Raw genomic sequence first — 19,737 nt, forward strand, 5'->3', positions numbered from 1 at the left:
CCGCACTAGCATCGAACGCGATGGACGCCCGCGCGTTCCTCGCGTCGCTCGAACGGGATGAGTCGCTCGTGCACCTTCGCGAGCTCCCCGCACGAACGTCGGAGCCCGGCCCGTTTCCCGACGACGTCCCGTCGATCGTTGTGGACCGCCTCGGGCTCATCGGCGTGACCGGCCTGTACGCGCACCAGCGCACGGCGTTCGACGCCGTTCGCGCCGGCCGGAACGTGATCGTCGCGACCGGCACCGCGTCGGGGAAGACGCTGGTCTACAACCTGTCGTTCGCGGCGGCCGCGGTCGCCGACGCGAAGAGCACGGCGCTCTACCTGTTCCCGACGAAGGCCCTCGCGCGCGACCAGCTCCGTCAGGTCCGCGAGCTCAAGCTGCCGCAGATCCGCGCCGCCGTGTACGACGGCGACACGCCACGCGCCGAACGCCCGCTGGTGCGGAGGAACGCGAACCTCGTGCTGTCGAACCCGGACATGCTCCACGCCGGGATCCTGCCGGACCATGCTCGGTGGGCCGATTTCTTCCTTCGACTGTCGCTCGTCGTGGTCGATGAGGCGCACGTCTCGCGCGGCGTCTTCGGATCTCACGTCGCGCAAGTGCTTCGGCGGCTCCGACGGCTGGTGGCCCACTACGGCGGCGATGCTCGGTTCGTGTTGGCCAGCGCGACGGTTGGCAACCCAGCGGAGCTCGCCGAGCGATTGGTCGGTGTCCCGTTCGATGCCGTGACAGAGGACGCCTCGCCCACCGGGGAGAAGCTGTTCGCTCTGCTGAATCCCCCGGTGATCGACGAGGAGTCCGGCGCGAGACGAAGCGCCCTGACTGAGGCGTCACAGCTCGTCGCCAGCCTGGCAGAGCACGGCGTGAAGTCGATCGGCTTCGCCCGATCGAGGCGCGCCGCAGAGCTGTTGGCCGAATTCGCGCGTCGCGACCTCGACCCGGAAGTGAGACATCGCGTCAAGTCGTATCGCGCGGGCTACCTCGCGGAGGATCGGCGGCAGCTCGAGCGCCAACTGGCGAACGACGAGCTCATCGCCGTCGCGTCGACGAACGCGCTCGAGCTGGGCATCGACATCGGCTCGCTCGACGCGGCCGTGCTCGTGGGATACCCCGGAACGCGCGCGTCCATGTGGCAACAGGCCGGCCGCGCCGGCCGCCGGAACGAGGGCTCGCTGGCCGTGCTGGTCGCGCAGGACGAGCCGCTCGACCAGTATCTGGTCACGCATCCGGCGGACGTGTTCGACAAGCCGGCGGAGGCCGCGGTCATCGATCCGACCAACCCGTTCGTGCTCGAGCCGCACCTTGCGTGCGCCGCTCGCGAGTACCCGCTCTCGGACGAAGAGATCGAGACCTTCTGGCCGGACGCGCCGGACTCGCTCGCGCGACTCGAGGAGCGGGGGGAGATCGCGCGCCGCCAAGAGAAGTGGCACTACCGCGGCCGCGACGTCCCCCACCGGAAGGTCGACATGCGAAGCGCCGGCGGCCACACGTTCTCCATCGTCATCGAGGAGACCGGCGAGCTCCTCGGGACCGTCGACGAGTCGAGGGCCTTCACCCAGGTCCATCCCGGCGCGATCTACCTGCACCAGGGAGAGCAGTTCGAGGTGCGGGAGCTCGACCTCGTCGGTCACGCGGCGCTCGTGTCGCGCAGCGACCCGGACTACTACACGCAGGCCCGCGACATCACAGATATCCGAGTCGAAGGCGTGGACGAGACCGGCGACACGAGCGGGGGCGTTCCCTCATTCTTCGGAACCGTCCACGTGTCGAACCAGGTGACGGCGTTCGCACGCAAGCACGTCGCGACCGGCGAGATCCTGGACGTGGTGCCGCTGGTGCTTCCCCCACAGACGCTCGAGACGAAGGCCGTGTGGTGGGCGATCCCGCCGAGCACGATCGAGCGCGCGTCGATATCCGAGAGCGCGTTGCCAGGTGCCGCTCACGCTGCGGAGCACGCGGCGATCGGGCTCCTGCCGCTCGTGGCGACGTGCGACCGATGGGATGTCGGCGGCGTCTCGACAGCGTTCCATCCGGACACGGGCTCGTGCGCGATCTTCGTGTACGACGGCTATCCGGGCGGTGCGGGGATCACGGAACGAGGGTTCCGAACGGCAGAGCGCTGGCTCGAGGCGACGCTGGAGACGGTCCGGAACTGCCCGTGCTCGCATGGATGCCCTTCGTGCGTACAGTCGCCGAAGTGCGGCAACGGGAACGAGCCGCTCGACAAAGCCGCCGCGGTGGCGCTGCTCGCCGCGATGCTGGGGAAGGCGTGGGGATGAAACGAGCGCCGTACGTGGCGGTGGTCGGCGCATCGGCCGGAACGCCGTCGGAGCTCGCGCTCGGCGAGACGGTCGGGCGGCTGCTGGCGGAGAGGGGCGCCGTGTTGGTGTGCGGCGGGATGGGCGGCGTGATGGAGGCCGCGGCGGGAGGAGCGATCAACGGCGGCGGGACGACGGTGGGGATCCTTCCCACGGCGTCGCGGCTCGACGCGAACCCCTACCTCACGATCGCGGTGGCCACCGGCATGGGCGAGGCGCGAAACGCGATCGTCGTGCGAACGGCCGACGTCGTGATCGCTGTGCACGGCGAGTACGGGACGCTGTCCGAGATCGCCCTCGCGCTGAAGATGGGGAAGCCAGTCGTCGGGCTCGGCACGTGGGAGCTCGTTCGCGAAGGCACTGCGATCGATGCGATCGTCCGGGCGACGTCGGCCGAGGACGCCGTGGCGAAGGCCCTCGGGCTCGCCGCGTCACTGCGCGGGTCGTAGCGACCCGCTCAGGGGATCATCAGTCGGCCATCGTCGCCGATCGTCCACGAGGGGTTGTGCGCGATCTCCCACGTGTGCCCGTCCGGATCCGCGAAGTAGCCGGAGTACCCACCCCATGACGTCTTCTCCAGCCGCTTCAGCACGTCGGCGCCGGCGGCCAAGGCACGTTCTAACCACTCGTCCGCCTCGGCCTCCGAGGAGACGTTGATGGCGAACGTCGCGCCGCCGAACGCCGTTCTCCCACCGGGCTCGATCGCCGCATCCTCGGCGAGCTCATCGCGTCCGAACAGGCCGATGTACGAGTGCGGCGTCCGGAACCACACGATCTCGTCCAGTGATGACGTGCACCGCTCGAGTCCGAGCGCATCGTAGAACGCCGACGAGCGGGTGAGATCGTCGACGCCGAGCGTGACGATCGACAGTACGGCCGCGGTCATGGTTCCTCCTCGATTGAACGGGAACTCCAAGCGTAGCGCCGGCCCCCGACGGGCTCGGTTGCGCGAGGTCACCGGGTGGGCTCAGGATGCGGCGTGGCCAAGATCTGGGGACTGTCGAAAGCGGAGGCGAACTACCGTCAGGCGCCGCGCCCGGGCGTTCGGTGTCGCGACTGCAAGTTCATGTGGCCGCCGCTCGCGTACGGCGGGTGCCGCCTCGTTCGCGGGGTGATCCGCGGCGGGGACACCTGCAACGAGTTCACCTCGAGAGCCACGGGCGCCGGGCAAGGCTAGCGCTCAGACGGGCGGGCGCATCCACGGCCGGAACTCGTATTCGAGCTCGTCGCGGATCGGCGTTCCGTCCGCCGCAACGAGCGGGATCTCCGGCTTCAGCGCGCGCGATCGCTCGAGGCGCCCTGGTGCACGCGAACGAGCCGGAAACCGACGTGCTCGTAGAAGCGCTGTGCCCTGGAGTTGTCGTTCGTCGTGATGAGCCACAGACGTTCGTGACCCATGCTCTTGACGGAGTCGATCAGCGCCGCCCCGACCCCTTGGCCCTCCTCGAACGCGTCGATCGTCACGATCTCGCATTCGTCGCTCTCGATGATGAACGTCAGCAGGCCGACGGGGCGGCCATCGTCCTCGGCGACGAGGCCCGGTAACGAGGACGGTTCGTAGACCACGCCGTGTGCGACGACGATCGGCGAACCCCACCGTTCGGCGACCTTCTCGCGCACCCAATCCCGGTCGCCGGGTCGGAGCGGCCGAACGAGGATCATCGGGCGCGGCCGAAGACCTTACCCGCCATCGCGAGCACGCTCGCTCGTTCACTCTTCGGTAACCCGACCGCGAGCAACACCGCGACGTACACCACACCGCCGGCCGCGAACGAGACGACGAGATCGACCAACCAGCGCTCCGACGGCATCGCGGCGTGGACCAGCGCCATCGCCACCCCGCCGGCGACGGTCGGCGGGACGAGCCGCAGGTATCCGGCATCGAAGGGGAAGATGCCCAGGAACCGCCGAACGAGCAGCAGCCGCGCGATCGCGCTGAACGTCAGCGTAGCGGCTTGGGCGATCGCGGCTCCCTCGACACCCAGCGCCTTGGGTCGAGCGAGTGCGAACGCAACCGCGACGTCGATGACGAATCCGCCCGCGTACACGAGCAGATCCCACGCGGTGCGCCCCGCCATGATCAGGATGAACCCGACCGTTCCGACCATGACCGGAACGATCATCCCCACGATGAGGATGCGAAGCGCTCCGTCGCCCGTGACGAAGTCAGCGCCGAAGATCCGCAGCACCTGACCGGGAAGGATCGCCAGCACCAGGAGCACCGGGATCGTCGCCCCCAGCGTCCACCTGGTTACTTGTTTGTAGAGCGCGTCCAGCCGTTCGCGTTCGCCACGATGATGGAGGTCGGCCACGAACGGGCTGAACGTCAACGAGACCGAGGTGAGGAACAGGAACAGCGACTGCCCGGCGCGGAGCACGGCTCCATACACACCTGTTACCGCGGCGCCCTGCGCGCCCTCGCCGCTCCATAGCAGCGACAGCACGAAGAAGTCCGTCCAGAAGATCAGCTGACTGAACAACGTCGCGGGAGCTCGCAGCGCGCCGAACCGCAGCAGCGCCGACCTTCGTTCCTCCGGGAGCTCGCCGTCCTGGCGCGTGACGTCCGGGAAGCGCGCCTGTTCCTTCTCCCACCCGAACCACGCGATCGCCAGCGCGAGCGCCCACGACGCGGCGAACGCCGCCGACGCGACACCGGCGGTCTCGTCGATCGCCGCCCAGAACGCGATCGTGAATGCGATCCATCCGATCGGCTGCGCGATCCACTGCGAGTACAGCGTGTAGCGCATGATCTTGAGCCCTCGCGTCGCTCCCATGTACGTGAACGCGAGTGCACAGACAGGGATCGCGAAAGCCGCCGCGCGGAAGGAGCCCTCAGCGGCAGCGGGCCGTCCGCTGAAAGCGTCTGCGAGCGAGGGCGCAAGGACGAACACGGCGACGCCGAACGGCACGGAGATCGCCATTGCGATCGCCGCTGAGCGCCAAACCAGCCCTCGAGCGCGCGCGGCCTGCGCTCGCCCGACGAGGATCGCAACGAGACGAACGTTCGCGACATCCATCCCGAACCGCGTCGCCGCAGCGGCGATGAACGCGAACTGCGTCGTCAGGGTCACGACGCCGAAGCCCTCGTCGCCCAGACGCCTCGTGATGATTACCTGCGCCGCGAACGTGGCGAGCGCGCCGATCGCCAGCCCAAGGACGTTCTGCCCGGTATTCCCGAGGATGATCCGCTGGTCGCGGCCGTGGTCGCCGGTTGGTGGCGACGCCTCGAGCGCCTCGGTCTCCTCTGTCGCGGTCGGCTCGTCCACGCGCGCCCAAGTATTGCAGCGGTCCCTTCCCATCCGAGGATTCCGCCCTTCACGGCGGTAGCGTGCCTCGCACATGCGACGAGGAGGCTCCTGGTGACGACTGATGAGAAGTACGAGCTCGGCCGCACGAAGCTCCGCGACGTGCACGGCGAACGTTCGCTCGAGACGATCGAGGCTCTAGGCGACCTCGGCAGGATGATCATCGAGGTCGCCTACGGCGACATCTACTCAAGGCCCGGACTCAGCCTTCGTGAGCGCCAGATCGCCACGGTCGCGGTCCTCACTGCGCTGGGCCGCTCGTCACAGCTGCCGATCCACCTGCGGTCGTCGCTCTCCGCGGGACTGACCGTCGACGAGCTCCGCGAGGTGATCCTCCAGACGGCGGTACTCGCCGGGTTCCCGCCGGCGATGAACGCGTGGTCGACCATGAAGACGATCGCCGCGGAACGCGACTAGCCGTTCGGCCGCGATCCGTCCGCGATCGCGACGACTCGCTCTACGCCCCGCTCGCATCCTCCGCGGCCCAGCCGGTCACACGGTGGATGTCGATGGCCACCACCGGGCCATTCGGGGGCGTGATCGCGTACTGCTGATACTTCAAGTGAAGTGCATCGAGTGCCGCGCCTCGTTCCGAGCGAAAACGAACCACCCGCCCGGTGCCGTCGGCGCGGACCCACCACAGCCGTCCCCAGTCGTCGCTGTACTCGTCGACGAGGATCGCCGCGGACGGGTTCGTCTCGATGTTGCGCAGTCGTTGCAGACGGCGCGATCGCTTCGGCTTCTCGTCCACGACCCAATACGCGACGAGGCCACCGTCTCGTTCGAGTACCGCGAACACGAGCGGCACCACGTGCGGCGAGCCGTCGGGCGTTACGGTTGCCAGCCGTCCGACGCGCGCCGTTCGGAGCCGCGTTATCGCTTCGCCTTCATCCACGTGACTATCCTGCTTCGCGTGACCGATCGCGTCACAGCGCGTGGCAACGACGCCCCTCCCCCGTTTCTGTCGCTCGACTTCGTCTACACGCCGAGCCGAGACGTGCCCGCCGACCTCGAGTACTTCACGAACACCCTGGGCGGCAGGGTCGTGTTCGCCATCGACTCGGACGGAACGAAGGTGGCCGCGGTCGAGCTCACTACCGGACCGCCGCTCCTTTTGTTGACCGACCACCTGAGCGGGGAACGCCCGATCCTCGTCTATCGCGTCGATGACCTGCGCGTCATGGCGACCGAGCTCCAACGCCGCGGGTGGAAAGCGGAGCGAACGCTGGAGATCCCGCACGGGCCGTGCCGTTCGTTCCGAACGCCGGGCGGCCAACGCGTCGCGATCTACGAGCTGACACGGCCGGAGGTGGCCGAGCACTTCTCCGGCCGTGTCGACTTCTGAGCGTTTCCGCGCTACCGCGCGACGAACGAACGCTCGGTCAGCGTCTGATTCCCTCCGGCGTCGATCGCGAGCACCTCGAACTTGTACTTGGTGTTCGGCTCGAGGAACTCGCTCGGCACGGTCAACCGGTGAACGTTTCCGGGAAGGTCGACCTCCATGACCCGGAGCGGTCGCTCGCGGGTCACGACGACCTGGTACGCGTCGATCTGGACTCCCTGGGGCTGCGCGCCCTCGCGCCACCGAATCACCACGTTGCTCGCATCGAGCCGAGCGCCGTCCTCCGGCGCGACCAGGTTCGGGCCGTTCGGGATGTCGTGGGTCAGCGTTGCGCTCCCCACGACATCTTGTCCCTCGATCGTCGTGCCGGTGAATGTGTACTCACCTTCGGGGAAGAGCGTCTTGAACTGACTGAGGGGGAACTCGGTGAACGGCGGTTCGCTGCTCTCGGAGAACAGCTCGGTGAGGCCGTAGTCGTTCACCGGCCCGGCCGTCGCGAACTCGGCGATCTTCTGGCCGTCCGGTCGGAACACGGAGATCTGCCTCCAGGCATCTCCGTCGAGGAAGATCTGCAGACCGGCGTCACCGTCGGTCTGGTTGACCTCGACGATCACCTTCGCGGCCTCGAGGCGCACCGGTCCGGTGCCGGCGCCCGCGACGCCGATCGCGATCGGGACCAGCGCGAGAACGGAGAGCAGCACGAACCAAGCGCGTCGTCTCATCGTGAACGCTCCTTTCGGTCTGCGAACGTCGAGTGCTCGAACGCCGCTAGTCGTCGTCCGCGGCGCCCTCGTCCTCGTGCTCGTTCGCGCCGTCGTCGTCCGACTCCTGGCCGATCACGTTGAAGTTCTCGTCCAGCGCGACTTCGACGACGCTGCCGTCATCCAGTCGAATCTCGACGCCGTACGCGGCGCCGCCGTCCCCAGCTTCGGACTCGATGACGGTGCCACCCCCCGTGTGCTCGAGCGCCGCGGCCGTCGCCTGCTCGAGCGTCGAGCCGGTGAGCGGCTCGTCGTCGCCGAGTCCCGTGGCGATCGCGATACCCGTGCCGCCACCGATCACGGCGAGGGCGACGATGCCTCCGACGATCAACTTCCTCCTCCTGTTCATATCTCCTCCTTCGTGCGCTCGTTCACGCGCCCGCGCGAAAGCGCAGGAGCTCCTCGCGATCTGAACCGCCCGACACGCCGAGCGCCAACACCGGCCCGACACCTTGGGCGTACAACTTGTACTCGAGCACCTTCGGCGCGAGAGGACTGAAGTCCTTGGTGAGGAGCACGTTGCGGAAGTGTCCGAACGGCACCTGCGCCTGCTCGTCGAGGCTCACGATCGCGCCCGCGTCCTCGGCCTCGCCCGCGTAGTACTCCTGCCGATACGTCAGCCCGACCTGCGGGTCGCCGGGCACGACCACGCCGGCCATCGCTCCGTCGACCCCGTGCTCCCACGACCCGGCCGTGGAGACGACGTCGCCGTTCTCGTACTCCTTGGTGTTCTCGCCGAGGTACCACACGTTCCCGCACACGTCCTGTGCGTACCAGTCGAACGTGTTCTCCACGAGCTGGCCCCGCTCGCTCACGACGTCGTGGACGACCGTCGCTTCGATCCCCTCGATGTCCCTGGTTCGCTCGAGCACGGTCACCGTCACGCGCTGGGATCCCTCGAAGTCGAACTCGCGGGACACCCATCGCGTGCCGGGCGCCATCGGCCAGTAGGGGTTGTTGATCCGCGGAACGAAATCGGCCGGGTCGAGCGTCACCGTCTCGCTCCCCTGCGGGAGCGGATCGTTGCAGGACCTCGCGCCGGCGAACGTCGCGGGCAAGGCCGCGGCGGCGATCACCACCGTCAAGCCGATCCCGGTCAGCCAACGTCTCATGAGTGCCTCCTCGCTCTGTCGTCTCGACTTTGCCGCACGGCCGATGAGAGGACGGTGAACGTGCCGTGCCTACGCCGGAAAGCGAAGGACGACCTCGGCGCCACGCGCCGTGTTCCGCGCCTCCGCCGACCCGCCGTGGGCCTCGGCGATGGCCCGAACGATGGCCAGACCGAGGCCGGTCCCGCCGTCCGAGCGCGACCGAGCGGCGTCGTCACGCGTGAACGGTTCGAACGCATCGGCGAGAAACTCCGGCGGGAACCCCGGACCGCTGTCCGACACCGAGATCGTCAGTTCGCCGTTCGCGCGCGCGAGCGCGACCGAGACGCGCCCACCCGGCGGCGCGTGCCGGAGCGCGTTGTCGATGAGGTTGCCGATCGCCTGCCGCATCCGAAGGGGATCGACGTCCGCGCGCACGCCGTCCTCAGCCTCGTCGTCGAGCGTGACGCCGCGCTCGGACGCGCGCCCCTCGAACGTGGCGACGATGTCTCGAACGAGCGCCGCCGCATCGACCTGCTCGCGTCGAACGGGAAGCTTCCCGCCCTTGGCGCGAGCCAGGACGAGGAGGTCCTCGGCGAGGCGAACGAGCCGGTCGGTCTCCTCCGCGGCGCTTCGGAGCGCGACCTCGAGCTCGTCGGGCGTTCGCGCGCGCCGAATGGACAGGTCGAGCTCGGCCTTCAGGTTCGCCAGCGGTGTTCGGAGCTCGTGACTCGCGTCGTCGACGAAACGGCGTTCGCGCTCCAGAGCGCGCTGCAACCGTTCGAGCATCTCGTTGAGCGTGCGACCGAGGCGCGCGAGCTCGTCGTCGGTCTGGCCGACCGGCAGGCGTCGATCGGGCTCGGATGCCGAGATCGCCGCGGCCTCGGAGCGCATGGCCTCGACCGGCCGGAGCGCCGCGCCGACGATCAGCCACACCACGATGACGACGAGCGCGAGCGCCGCCGGGCCGCCGATCAGCAGGAGCGCGGCGAGACGAGCGAGCGCCTCTTCCTGATCTTCCACCGACGCTCCGACAAGGAGCACTCGTCCGTCGTCGAGCGGGACGAGCAGCACGCGCGCGGGAACGACCTCCTCAACGGTGCGGGCGCTCGTGTCTTCGAACCTCGCCACGCGGACCTCGCCAGCGCGGATCGCCGCTGCCACGCCTGGTGTCGACTCGAGGACGTCGCCGTCCGCCGAGAGGATCTGGGCGAACGCCTCGTCGGCTTCGATCAGGCCTGCGGACGAGAGCGACGGGTCACCGGAGGACAACAGCGCGTCGGCGCGAGAGCGAAGCCCCAGGTCGACCGTCTCCCGAAGGTCCGCCTCGAACTGGACGTACACGAACACGCCGGCGGCGACGAGGATCACCGCAACGAGACCCGCCGACGCGAGCGTGAGGCGCGTTCGGATGCGCAGGCCCATCGTTCAGTTCCTCGCGCGGGGATCGATGCGGAACCGGTAGCCCGCGCCACGAACGGTCTCGATCGAGTCGCGCTTGAACGGTCGGTCGATCTTATTCCTCAGGTACCGCATGTACACGTCGACGACGTTCGAGTCCCCCTCGTACGCGAAGTCCCACACGTGCTCGATCAACCGGCTCCGGCTGAGCACTTCGCCCACGTGCCGCATCAGGTACTCAAGGAGCGCGAACTCCTTCGCCGTGAGCTCGATGTCCTTCCGGCCGCGCCGCACGGATCTGGCGGTCGGGTCGAGCGTGAGATCGCCCGCTCGAAGGACCGTGGGACGTTCGACCGCGCCGCGCCGTACCAACGCTCGAACGCGCGCGAGGAGCTCGGCGATCGAGAACGGCTTGGTCAGGTAGTCGTCCGCACCGGCATCGAGACCCGCGACTCGGTCGGCGACGGCATCTCGCGCGGTGAGCATGATCACGGGGCTCCACCGTCCCGCCTTGCGAAGCTTGCGACATACGTCGAAGCCGTCGATGTCCGGAAGCATCAGGTCGAGCAACACCACGTCGTACTCGTTCTCCGTACCGAGCCACACGCCGTCCGCGCCGTTTGCGGCCACGTCCACGGCGTACCCCTCCTCCTCGAGGGCGCGCCGAAGGAGCCCGGCCATCTTCACCTCGTCCTCGATGACGAGCACGCGCATGTCAGGCGGAGCGTAGGTGAGTTCGGATGAGAGAGAAATGAGAGGCAGCTAGGCGTCGACGACGACGGCGGCCTGGCTGTGTCGAATTCCTTCCGGGCCGTTCGTCGTAGGGTCGTCGGACGGACTGGCCATCGGGCCGAGAGGAGGAGTCATGGCTGATTTCGCTCTGCTCTACAGCGGCGGCGGCATGCCGGAGACCGAGGAGGAGACGGCTCGGGTCATGAAGGCGTGGAACGACTGGTACGAGGATCTCGGCAAGGCGATCAAGGACGCGGGGAACCCGTTTGGAGCCGCCAAGACGGTCGGCAGCGACGGCTCACTCCGGGACGGCGCCACCGGGTCGCCCCACACGGGGTACACGATCCTGTCGGCTGAGTCCCTGGACCGTGCAGCCGAGCTCGCCAAGGGCTCGCCGGTCCTTCAGGGCGGCGGCAGCGTCACCGTGTACGAGATCGTCGAGGCGATGTAAGGCACCACCCTCGGTCTATCCAACCGGCGACCCCATCCGATCGGCAACGATCGGATGGGGTTCACGGTGGGCGACGGATGCGCCTCATGCTGTCGCCACATGTCCTTGAGCGCGCGCCGAGAGCCGTTGGTGCGGACGCTACGCTACGCCGGTGGCTGAGCGCTTCGATCTGTTTGTGCTCGGCGACGCGAATCCCGACCTGATCCTCGGAGTCACGGCGGCCCCTTCCTTCGGACAGGTCGAAACGATCGTCGAAGACGCTGCTCTGGTGCTCGGCGGTTCCGGAGCCATCTTGGCCTGCGGCGCCGCCCGGCTCGGGCTCGGGGTGGCACTCGCCGGCGTCATCGGCGACGACCTGTTCGGAGCGTTCGTTCGTCGATCGATCGAGGACGAGGGGATCGACACGCGAGCTCTTCGCGTGGACGGGAACCGGCCGACCGGTCTCTCGGTGATCCTGGCTCGCCCCGATGACCGCGCCATCCTGACCTCGACGGGCACCATCGCGGACCTCCGCGGGTCGAGCATCGACATCGATCTCGTCGAATCTACCCGGCACGTGCACGTCAGTTCGTACTTCATGCAGCGCTCCCTCCAACGTGACCTGCCGGCGCTGTTCGACACGGCACACGCCAGCGGCTCGACGACGTCGATCGACCCCAACTGGGACCCCGATGAGCGCTGGGACTCCGGCCTGATCGAGCTCCTCGATCGAACCGACGTCTTCTTCCCGAACACGGCCGAGGCGCGCCTGATTACGGGGATCGACGACGTGGAGGGGGCAGCCAAGGCACTGGCCGAACACGCGACAGTTGTTGCCGTGAAGCTGGGGACCGATGGCGGTTTCGCCGTCGACGCCGACGGTATCGTAAGGAGCGAGTCGGTCCCGTCGGAGGTCGTCGACACGATCGGTGCGGGCGACAGTTTCGACGCGGGGTTCCTCGCCGGCCGTCTGCTGGGGTGGCCGCTCGAGAGATGCCTGCGGCTCGCCGTAGTGTGCGGCTCCATCTCCACGAGGGCGGCTGGAGGAACCGCGGCTCAGCCGACGCTGAACCAAGCCATGGGGGCGATGTGACGCGCGTTGTGAACGGTGTCACGGCGACAGCACGACCTTGAACCGATCGGTCCCGTCGACGAGATCCTCGAACACTCGCTGACCATCGGCAAAGCTCGCCCCGCTGAACCACCCCGCCGTATCGAGGGCGCCGTCCTGGATCAAAGAGAGAGCGCGAGCGAAGTCTTCGTCCACCCACGCGAAGGACCCCGTGATCGTCGCCTCCTTGCCGATCACCGCGTAGTAGTCGACGGCGCCGGCCGGTGCCCCGAGCCCCACCGTCTCGATCCGTCCACCAGGTCGCACCGCGCGGAGCCCGGATGCCCACGTATCCGCCACCCCCACCGCATCGATGACCACGTCGACGCCACGGCCGTCCGTCGCCTCGCGCAGCGTCGCCTCCGGATCGTCCGTCCCCAGCGGGATCGAACCCTGCGCTCGAGCACGTTCCAGCCGGGCCCGAACACGATCCGTCGCGAAGACCCTGGCCGCACCCCGGTCGACGGCCATCCACGCCATGAGTGCGCCGATCGGGCCGGCGCCGATCACGAGCACGTCGTCATCGGGCACGACGGCGCGGGAAGTGACGTGGACCGCGTTCGCCAGCGGCTCCGTGAGCGTGGCGACGTCGTCGGGCACGTGGGCCTCGATCTCGACGGCGTTCTCAGCGGGCACGACGAACCGAGCGGCGAACCCTCCGGTCAGATCTCGTCCCACCAGTCGGCCCGTGCGGCAGAGATTCGTCCGTCCGGAGCGGCACGGCTCGCACGAGCGACACGCCAGGATGGGTTTCAGGACGATGCGCTGCCCGACGCGCGCGGCGTCGACGCCTTCGCCCACCGCGGCGATCACGCCGACCGTCTCGTGTCCCATGATCAGCGGCGGGATCCGTCGAGAACTCGCCTCGCGGAACCCGTGCAGGTCCGACCCGCAGATCGCCGAGGCCGCCGTCTCGATCACGACTTCGCCGATCCCGGCTGCCGGCTCGGGCACCTCCTGGACCTCCATCCGCCGGGGCCCCAGATACACCAGAGCTTTCAAGCGACCTTCCCGGAGGTCCAAACGAAGGGCCTGTCGCGTGCGGGAACCAGGACGTGCGTGCCGGGATGGTCGCGCTGGACGCTCTCGACGAGCCTGGAGGGATAGCCGCGATTGCGGGCGAACAGGTCGTAGTGCATGGGCACGACGGCCTGCGCACCGATCGCGCCGGCGAGCCACGCCGCCTCGCGCTCGGACAGGTTCCCCACGATCCCTCGCGCTTCGCGACCGGGGTCTCGCCCGTTGATCGGCAACAACGCAAGGTCGAGCGACAGCTCGCGAAGCGTCGCCTCCATCCCGGGGTAGTGGATGGTGTCGCCGGCGTGGTACAGCCGAACCCCGGCCGCGTCCACGACATAGCCGACGAACCGGATGAGCCCGCCCGAGAGCTCCTCGCCGAACCCGTAGGCGTCATCCACGGTGACCCCGTGCATCGCGGGCACCGCGCGGATCGTGAATCCGGCGACCTCGATGACCTCGCCCGGCTGGATCCCGGTCACGCGGTCGCCGCCGATCCCCGACTCGGTGACCATGTCGACGATCGGCGTCGGGACGACGAACGTCGCGCCGGGCGAGGCCTTGGCGATCGCGGGTGCGCTCGCCGCATCGAAGTGGTCGACGTGCTCGTGCGTGCAGAGCACGACGTCGACACCCTCGGCGCGCTCGGGCAAGAGCGAGCTCTCATACCGTCGTCCGTCGTACGGCGCCAGGAACGGGTCGATCAGCGCAACGGCGCCGCCTGATCGCACGACGAATCCCGCCTGACCGAGCCATGCGAACGCCAGCGCGCCCTCGGGTGGCCGAACCTCGCGGAGCCGGTCGAGCGGCGAACGATCACTCACAGTTCACATTCCTCACATCGCGAGCTGCCCACCGTCGACGACGAGCAGCTCCCCGTTGACGAACGACGCTTCGTCGGACGCGAGGAACGCGTATGCGGCCGCGATCTCGGCGGGCGTACCGGAACGACCGAGGGGGATCCGCTCGCGTTCGAATCTCGCCGTGTACTCCGCGTCCTCCGCGTCTGCTTGGAGGCGCGTGGCTACCTTGCCGGGGCAAAGCGCGTTCACGCGGATCCCATACGGACCGAGCTCGATCGCCATCGTCCGCGTCAGCATGGCGATCGCACCTTTCGACGCGTTGTAGTGCGCGTACCCTGCCTCTCCTTCGAGCGCGTTCGTCGACGCCATGTTGACGATCGCGCCGCCGCGCCCACGCTCGACCATCGACCGAGCCACCCGGCGCGCCACCAGGAACTGACTACGCAGGTTGATGGCCAGAAGACGATCCCACCGCTCCGGCGTGATCTGGAGGAACGGTTCCCTCCACGCGATCCCCGCGTTGTTCAGGAGGACGTCGATCGCACCGAGGAAGCTCTCCGCCGTTGCGACGAGCCGATCAACCTCCTCTTCTCGGGAAACGTCACACTCGATGCCGTCGACGATCCCGGTGGTCCGCAGGTCAGCGAGGACGGTATCCACCTCACCGGGCTCGATCCCGCACAGGAACACTCGTGAGTCCTCTTGGAGGAAGCGCTCGACCGCGGCCAGGCCGATCCCTCGGCTGCCGCCGGTGACCAGGACACCCTTGCCCTCCAGCCCCCGCATCCGCGCTCCCCTCGCGCGGCGGCGAGTCTAGTACCGGTGCGCGCCGGGTTAGCATGCCGCGCGATCGTTCCGACCAGTGCGAGGGAACGCCACGGGATGCCGGAGAACGCACCCAGGATCGTGATCGATGGCGCCGGTGGCTGGGTGTTTCCCGTCGAGCTGTCGCGTGACGTGCTCGCCTTCCCCGGATTAAGCCATGCGTCGCTTGTCCTCTACGACATCGACCCGCAGGCGGCGGAGCGAACCCGCGGTTTCGTGCAACAGATGATCGACGACGCGAAGTCGAATGTAACCGTCGCCGTCGCACCCGACCTTCCCAGTGCGCTTCGCGGTGCTGATGTCGTCATCACGGTGTTCCAGGTCGGCGGCGTCGAGGCCTACGCCCACGATGTACTCATCCCGCGCGAGTACGGGATCGACCAGACGGTCGGCGATACGCTCGGCCCGGGTGGCCTCTTCCGCGGCTTGCGAACCGTCGAAGCGCTGCGCGAGGTCGTCGAGGCGATGCTCGAGCATTGTCCGAACGCATGGCTGCTCAACTACGCGAACCCGATGTCGATCAACTGCTGGGCCACCGACCTCCTGGGGGTGAAGGTCGTCGGTCTGTGCCACAGCGTGCAGGGAACCGCCGAGCTGCTCGCCCGCGAACTCGGGGTCCAGCTCGAGGAGGTCACCTTCCGCTGCGCGGGCGTGAACCACACCGCGTGGTTCACGACGTTCGCTCGGGGCGACGAGGACTTGATCCCACGCATCCGTGAGGTGATGACGGCTCGCCACGTCGACCGGACGATGCCGCTCCTTCCCCGATCGGACGACGCCTACGAGAGCATCGAGCGGGTCCGTACGGAACTGATGATGCTCACCGGCTACTTCCACACCGAGTCGAGCCACCACGCGAGCGAGTACTGGGCGTGGTTCCGGAAGACGCCGGAGCTGACCGAGGAATACCTCGATCGGCGTTGGGACTATCTCGAGGTCTGCCGGAGCGTCGACGCCGACTACACGAACGAGGACGTGGTGAGCGACGCGCGCCGACACGGTCCGATCCACGGCGGAGAGTTCGCGGCTCCGATCGTCGACAGCCTCACCACCGGGACGCCGCGCGTCGTCTACGGCAACGTACGGAACGGATCGTCGATCGAGAACCTTCCGGCCGACGCCTGTGTCGAGGTGGCGTGCGTGGCCGACTCGACCGGCGTGCGCCCGACCCGGTACGGAACGTTGCCGTCGGCATGCGCCGCTTTGAACGAGGCGCAGATCACGGTTCAGCGACTCGCGGTCGAGGCCGCGATGAACGGCGATCGGGATCTGGTGCACGCCGCGGTGGCGCTCGATCCGTTGACGAGCGCCGTCCTGACGCTGCCGCGGATCCACGAGATGGTCGACCGGATGCTCGAGGCCGAGGCGCCATGGCTGCCGCGGTTCGCCGGCGCCTCCGCGCTCGCTCGGTGAACGCCGGGCGGCGGGACCTGCCTCTGGCTGAGTGGCGTCCCGAACCCAAGCTGGTCGTGCCGGCTCACCGGGTCGAGCGGTCCCGCTTTCCCGCCGTCGACGCGCACAACCATCTGGGCCGGTGGCTGTCGGCGTTGGTGAGCGACGACGCAGAAGCGTGGACGGTCCCCGACGTCGGCGCGCTGCTCGAGCTGATGGACGCCTGCAACATCCGCGCGATCGTGAACCTCGACGGCCGGTGGGGCGCGGAGCTGAAGGCGAACATCGACCGCTACGACGGAGCTCATCCCGGACGGTTCGCGACGTTTTGTCACATCGACTGGTCGTCGGCCGCAGCGTCGAGAGACGTCGGCAACGCCGCGGCTGCCTCCCTGCGCGAGAGCGTTCGGGAAGGAGCGAGAGGCATCAAGATCTGGAAGGACCTCGGCCTTCACGTACGCGACGACCGAGGCGAGCTGATCCTTCCCGACGACCGCCGGCTCACGCGGCTGTGGGATGCCGCCGGCGATCTCGATGTGCCGGTCTTCATCCACACCGCCGATCCGGTCGCGTTCTTCGATCCGGTCGACGAACGAAACGAGCGGTATGAGCAGCTCGTCGCGTTTCCCGAATGGTCCTTCGCCGATCCGTCGTTCCCGCGGTTCGAGCGACTGATCGAGTCGCTCGAGAATCTGGTCAGCGCGAATCCGTCGACGACGTTCGTCGGCGTGCACGTCGGCAGCTATGCCGAGAACCTCTCGTGGGTTGGACGGATGCTCGATACGAACTCGAACTTCCACGTCGACATCGCGGCGCGAGTGGCCGAGCTCGGACGACAGCCCAGGGCGACCCGAGATCTGATCGTTTCGCACCCCGACCGGGTGCTGTTCGGGATCGATGAGTTCCCGCCCGAACGCGACAACTACGAGATCTACTTCCGGTTCCTCGAGACGCGCGACGAGCACTTCGCACACTCGACGGAGGAGGTGCCGCTGATGGGGCGGTGGGCGATCAGCGGGTTGGACCTGCCGGACGACGTGCTCCGGAAGGTGTACGCGGAGAACGCGCTCCGCCTGGTGCCAGGCCTCGGCCCGTAGCGGCGTCAAGCGATTGCCCGACCGTCCTTCGGGTCGAAGACGTGCACTCGCGACGTATCGACGACGAGCGCCACCGACTCACCTGCCCGGGCGTCGGCGCGAGCGTCGATCTTCGCGACGAACACCGACGCGCGATCCTCGACTGCCTCGTCGATCTCGTCGACGTCCTCAACATCCTTCACGAGCTCGACCGTGTCCTCGGTTACTACCGGTGGCGCGTCGACCTTGAAGTGCACGAGCGCATCCGACCCCAGGGATTCCCGTAGGTCGACGGTCGCGTTGAGCCGGCGTCCGTCGGGCTGAAGCGCGGAGAACTTCTCGTGTTCGATCGTCTCGGGGCGGATCCCGAGGACGACGCGCCCGCCTTCGTACCCTTTGATCTGGGGGTGAGTCTCGACGAACGCATCCTCCATCGCGAGCTCCGTCGACCCGAAACGAGCAACGACGCGTCCGTCCCTCCGCATGAGCGCGGCGTCGACCAGGTTCATCGCAGGCGAACCGATGAAGCCCGCGACAAAGAGGTTCGCCGGCCGGTCGTACAACGCCTGCGGCGTGTCGACCTGCTGCAGGACTCCCTTCTTCATCACCGCGACACGGTCGCCCATCGTCATCGCCTCGGTCTGGTCATGGGTGACGAAGATCGTCGTCGTGGCGAGCTCCGTCTGGATCCGCCGGATCTCGGCGCGCATCTGGACCCGGAGCTTCGCGTCCAAGTTCGAAAGCGGCTCGTCCATCAGGAACGCGCGCGGCTCGCGCACGATCGCGCGTCCCATCGCCACGCGCTGGCGCTGACCGCCGGACAGCGCCTTTGGCCGGCGCTCGAGCAGGTCCTGGATACCGAGGATCGCGGCCGTCTGGCGCACGCGCTCCTCGATCGCACTCTTCGGCACCTTGCGGATCTTGAGGGCGAAGCCGAGGTTCTCGAACACGGTCATGTGCGGGTAGAGGGCGTAGTCCTGGAAGACCATCGCGACGTCGCGGTCCCTTGGTGGCAGATCGTTCACGATGTCGTCGCCGATCGCCACCGTTCCGTCGGAGATGCCTTCGAGACCGGCGACCATCTTGAGCGCGGTGCTCTTGCCGCAGCCGGACGGCCCCACGAGAACCATGAACTCACCGTCACCGATCTCCAGATCGAGGTCGCTGACGGCCTCGGTTCCACCCGGATAAACCTTCGTCACGCCCTCGAACGTGATCGTCGCCACGGTGTCCTACCTCCCGCCCGTGAGAGTCAGGCCGCGGACGATCCACTTCTGCGAAGCCGCGAAGACGATCAGCACCGGGACGACCATCAGGACGGCTGCGGCCATGACGAGGTTGTTCTGGACCGAGTGGTGCGTCGAGTACCAGGTCAGGATGATCGGAAGCGTCCGCTTGTTCTGCTCGGTGAGTACGATCAACGGCCAGAGGTAGGCGTTCCAGTTGAACATGAACGTGAGCAGGCCAAGCGTCGCGAGCGGTGCCAGCAGCTGTGGCAGGACGATCGAGCGGTAGATGCGCCATTCCGAGGCGCCGTCCACACGCGCCGACCAGATCTCGTCGTTCGGGATCGAAAGGATGAACTGCCGCATCACGAAGATCGCGAACGCGTCGATGAACGAAGGGATGATCAACCCCCACAGGTTGTTCAGCAGGTGCAGCTGGAGCAGGATCAGGTACCCGGGGAGCATCGTCACCTGGGTCGGGATCATCATCGTGGCGAGGATGAACCAGAACAGAGCCGTGCGGAACCGGAACTCGAACTTCGCGAAGATGTAGCCGAGCAGCGATCCGGTGAACAGTGTCGCGATCACGTTCAGCACTGCCACGAACGCGGAGTTCCGGTAGAACAACCCGAGGGGCAGCTCCGGGTCGCTGAGGATCGTCCGGTAGTTGTCGAGGGTCCCCTGTTGTGGCCAGAACGTCGGCGGGATCGCGCGGACCTCCGCCTCCGGCTTGAACGACGACAAGATCATCCAGACGAACGGCAGCGCGGCGATCACGCCGAGGACCGTCAGGACGACGTACAGCGTGACACGGCCGGACCGGTGACGGGCGCTCCGAGAGGGCTTCGCCGCGGTCGCGCGTGGAGCCGCGAGTACGCGGACCTTTCCCTGCGTCGTCGTCGCCAAC

At 68.0% G+C, this 19,737-nt stretch carries 23 protein-coding genes; 9 read left to right on the plus strand and 14 right to left on the minus strand.

What is annotated here, in order from left to right; translation table 11 throughout:
- Positions 1–20: 20 nt before the first annotated feature.
- The gene (locus tag VFA08_12065) at positions 21–2,282 is read left to right on the plus strand and encodes a DEAD/DEAH box helicase (protein ID HYZ14320.1); all 2,262 of its coding nucleotides are present in this window, start codon (positions 21–23) and stop codon (positions 2,280–2,282) included.
- Positions 2,279–2,770: a TIGR00725 family protein gene (locus VFA08_12070; GenBank protein ID HYZ14321.1), complete on the plus strand. Its 492-nt coding sequence runs from the start codon at positions 2,279–2,281 to the stop codon at positions 2,768–2,770. Before VFA08_12065 ends, VFA08_12070 begins: the two co-directional genes overlap by 4 nt.
- An 8-nt stretch (positions 2,771–2,778) precedes the next feature.
- Here the strand turns inward: VFA08_12070 and VFA08_12075 are convergent, their stop codons facing one another.
- The gene (locus tag VFA08_12075) at positions 2,779–3,207 is read right to left on the minus strand and encodes a VOC family protein (protein HYZ14322.1); all 429 of its coding nucleotides are present in this window, start codon (positions 3,205–3,207) and stop codon (positions 2,779–2,781) included.
- A gap of 93 nt (positions 3,208–3,300) precedes the next feature.
- Between VFA08_12075 and VFA08_12080 the strand changes: the two genes are divergently transcribed.
- Positions 3,301–3,498 carry a hypothetical protein gene (locus VFA08_12080; protein ID HYZ14323.1) on the plus strand — a complete coding sequence of 66 codons (198 nt, stop codon included), beginning with the start codon at positions 3,301–3,303 and terminating at the stop codon, positions 3,496–3,498.
- 95 nt (positions 3,499–3,593) lie between these two features.
- Here the strand turns inward: VFA08_12080 and VFA08_12085 are convergent, their stop codons facing one another.
- Both VFA08_12085 and VFA08_12090 read right to left on the minus strand, forming a co-directional pair.
- Positions 3,594–3,983, minus strand: coding sequence for a GNAT family N-acetyltransferase (locus VFA08_12085; protein ID HYZ14324.1), 390 nt, complete (start codon positions 3,981–3,983; stop codon positions 3,594–3,596).
- Positions 3,980–5,587: an MATE family efflux transporter gene (locus tag VFA08_12090; protein ID HYZ14325.1), complete on the minus strand. Its 1,608-nt coding sequence runs from the start codon at positions 5,585–5,587 to the stop codon at positions 3,980–3,982. Before VFA08_12090 ends, VFA08_12085 begins: the two co-directional genes overlap by 4 nt.
- 93 nt (positions 5,588–5,680) lie before the next feature.
- Here VFA08_12090 and VFA08_12095 point away from each other — a divergent pair, with 93 nt between their 5' ends.
- The gene (locus tag VFA08_12095; protein HYZ14326.1) at positions 5,681–6,043 is read left to right on the plus strand and encodes a carboxymuconolactone decarboxylase family protein; all 363 of its coding nucleotides are present in this window, start codon (positions 5,681–5,683) and stop codon (positions 6,041–6,043) included.
- 40 nt (positions 6,044–6,083) lie between these two features.
- On the opposite strand, the gene VFA08_12100 is transcribed toward VFA08_12095, so the two are convergent.
- Positions 6,084–6,521, minus strand: a complete 438-nt coding sequence (locus VFA08_12100; GenBank protein HYZ14327.1) for a TIGR03668 family PPOX class F420-dependent oxidoreductase — start codon at positions 6,519–6,521, stop codon at positions 6,084–6,086.
- A gap of 18 nt (positions 6,522–6,539) precedes the next feature.
- Between VFA08_12100 and VFA08_12105 the strand changes: the two genes are divergently transcribed.
- Complete coding sequence (locus tag VFA08_12105; GenBank protein HYZ14328.1) at positions 6,540–6,971, plus strand: hypothetical protein; 432 nt, start codon at positions 6,540–6,542, stop codon at positions 6,969–6,971.
- Between the two features lie 11 nt (positions 6,972–6,982).
- On the opposite strand, the gene VFA08_12110 is transcribed toward VFA08_12105, so the two are convergent.
- From VFA08_12110 to VFA08_12130, 5 genes are all read right to left on the minus strand, one after another.
- On the minus strand, positions 6,983–7,690 hold the full coding sequence (locus VFA08_12110; protein HYZ14329.1) for a fibronectin type III domain-containing protein: 708 nt from the start codon (positions 7,688–7,690) through the stop codon (positions 6,983–6,985).
- 46 nt (positions 7,691–7,736) lie between these two features.
- A complete protein-coding gene (locus VFA08_12115; GenBank protein ID HYZ14330.1) occupies positions 7,737–8,078 on the minus strand; it encodes a PepSY domain-containing protein in 342 nt (113 codons plus the stop codon).
- A 22-nt stretch (positions 8,079–8,100) separates the two neighbouring features.
- Positions 8,101–8,841, minus strand: a complete 741-nt coding sequence (locus VFA08_12120; GenBank protein HYZ14331.1) for a hypothetical protein — start codon at positions 8,839–8,841, stop codon at positions 8,101–8,103.
- A gap of 69 nt (positions 8,842–8,910) precedes the next feature.
- Positions 8,911–10,242, minus strand: a complete 1,332-nt coding sequence (locus VFA08_12125) for an ATP-binding protein (protein ID HYZ14332.1) — start codon at positions 10,240–10,242, stop codon at positions 8,911–8,913.
- A gap of 3 nt (positions 10,243–10,245) precedes the next feature.
- Positions 10,246–10,932 carry a response regulator transcription factor gene (locus VFA08_12130; protein ID HYZ14333.1) on the minus strand — a complete coding sequence of 229 codons (687 nt, stop codon included), beginning with the start codon at positions 10,930–10,932 and terminating at the stop codon, positions 10,246–10,248.
- A gap of 151 nt (positions 10,933–11,083) precedes the next feature.
- On the opposite strand from VFA08_12130, the gene VFA08_12135 reads away from it, so the two are divergent.
- On the plus strand, positions 11,084–11,401 hold the full coding sequence (locus VFA08_12135) for a hypothetical protein (GenBank protein HYZ14334.1): 318 nt from the start codon (positions 11,084–11,086) through the stop codon (positions 11,399–11,401).
- Between the two features lie 151 nt (positions 11,402–11,552).
- Complete coding sequence (locus tag VFA08_12140) at positions 11,553–12,473, plus strand: carbohydrate kinase family protein (protein HYZ14335.1); 921 nt, start codon at positions 11,553–11,555, stop codon at positions 12,471–12,473.
- A gap of 18 nt (positions 12,474–12,491) precedes the next feature.
- On the opposite strand, the gene VFA08_12145 is transcribed toward VFA08_12140, so the two are convergent.
- Genes VFA08_12145 through VFA08_12155 form a run of 3 tightly spaced genes read right to left on the minus strand, consistent with a single transcriptional unit; the run spans position 12,492 to position 15,097 of the window.
- On the minus strand, positions 12,492–13,460 hold the full coding sequence (locus tag VFA08_12145; GenBank protein HYZ14336.1) for an alcohol dehydrogenase catalytic domain-containing protein: 969 nt from the start codon (positions 13,458–13,460) through the stop codon (positions 12,492–12,494).
- A gap of 29 nt (positions 13,461–13,489) precedes the next feature.
- Positions 13,490–14,332 (minus strand): MBL fold metallo-hydrolase, encoded by an 843-nt coding sequence (locus VFA08_12150; GenBank protein HYZ14337.1) that lies wholly within the window; start codon positions 14,330–14,332, stop codon positions 13,490–13,492.
- 12 nt (positions 14,333–14,344) lie between these two features.
- Positions 14,345–15,097: an SDR family oxidoreductase gene (locus tag VFA08_12155; protein ID HYZ14338.1), complete on the minus strand. Its 753-nt coding sequence runs from the start codon at positions 15,095–15,097 to the stop codon at positions 14,345–14,347.
- A 96-nt stretch (positions 15,098–15,193) separates the two neighbouring features.
- Here VFA08_12155 and melA point away from each other — a divergent pair, with 96 nt between their 5' ends.
- Positions 15,194–16,549, plus strand: a complete 1,356-nt coding sequence (melA, locus tag VFA08_12160) for an alpha-galactosidase (GenBank protein HYZ14339.1) — start codon at positions 15,194–15,196, stop codon at positions 16,547–16,549.
- Complete coding sequence (locus VFA08_12165; GenBank protein HYZ14340.1) at positions 16,507–17,625, plus strand: amidohydrolase family protein; 1,119 nt, start codon at positions 16,507–16,509, stop codon at positions 17,623–17,625. The genes melA and VFA08_12165 overlap by 43 nt, the downstream gene beginning before the upstream one ends.
- Before the next feature lie 5 nt (positions 17,626–17,630).
- On the opposite strand, the gene ugpC is transcribed toward VFA08_12165, so the two are convergent.
- Together ugpC and VFA08_12175 are read right to left on the minus strand one after the other, a co-directional pair.
- Positions 17,631–18,830 carry a sn-glycerol-3-phosphate ABC transporter ATP-binding protein UgpC gene (ugpC, locus tag VFA08_12170; GenBank protein ID HYZ14341.1) on the minus strand — a complete coding sequence of 400 codons (1,200 nt, stop codon included), beginning with the start codon at positions 18,828–18,830 and terminating at the stop codon, positions 17,631–17,633.
- A gap of 6 nt (positions 18,831–18,836) precedes the next feature.
- On the minus strand, positions 18,837–19,736 hold the full coding sequence (locus VFA08_12175; GenBank protein HYZ14342.1) for a carbohydrate ABC transporter permease: 900 nt from the start codon (positions 19,734–19,736) through the stop codon (positions 18,837–18,839).
- Between the last annotated feature and the right edge of the window lies 1 nt (position 19,737).

The organism is Actinomycetota bacterium (assembly GCA_035640355.1).
Taxonomy (GTDB): Bacteria; Actinomycetota; UBA4738; order UBA4738; family HRBIN12; genus CALGFI01.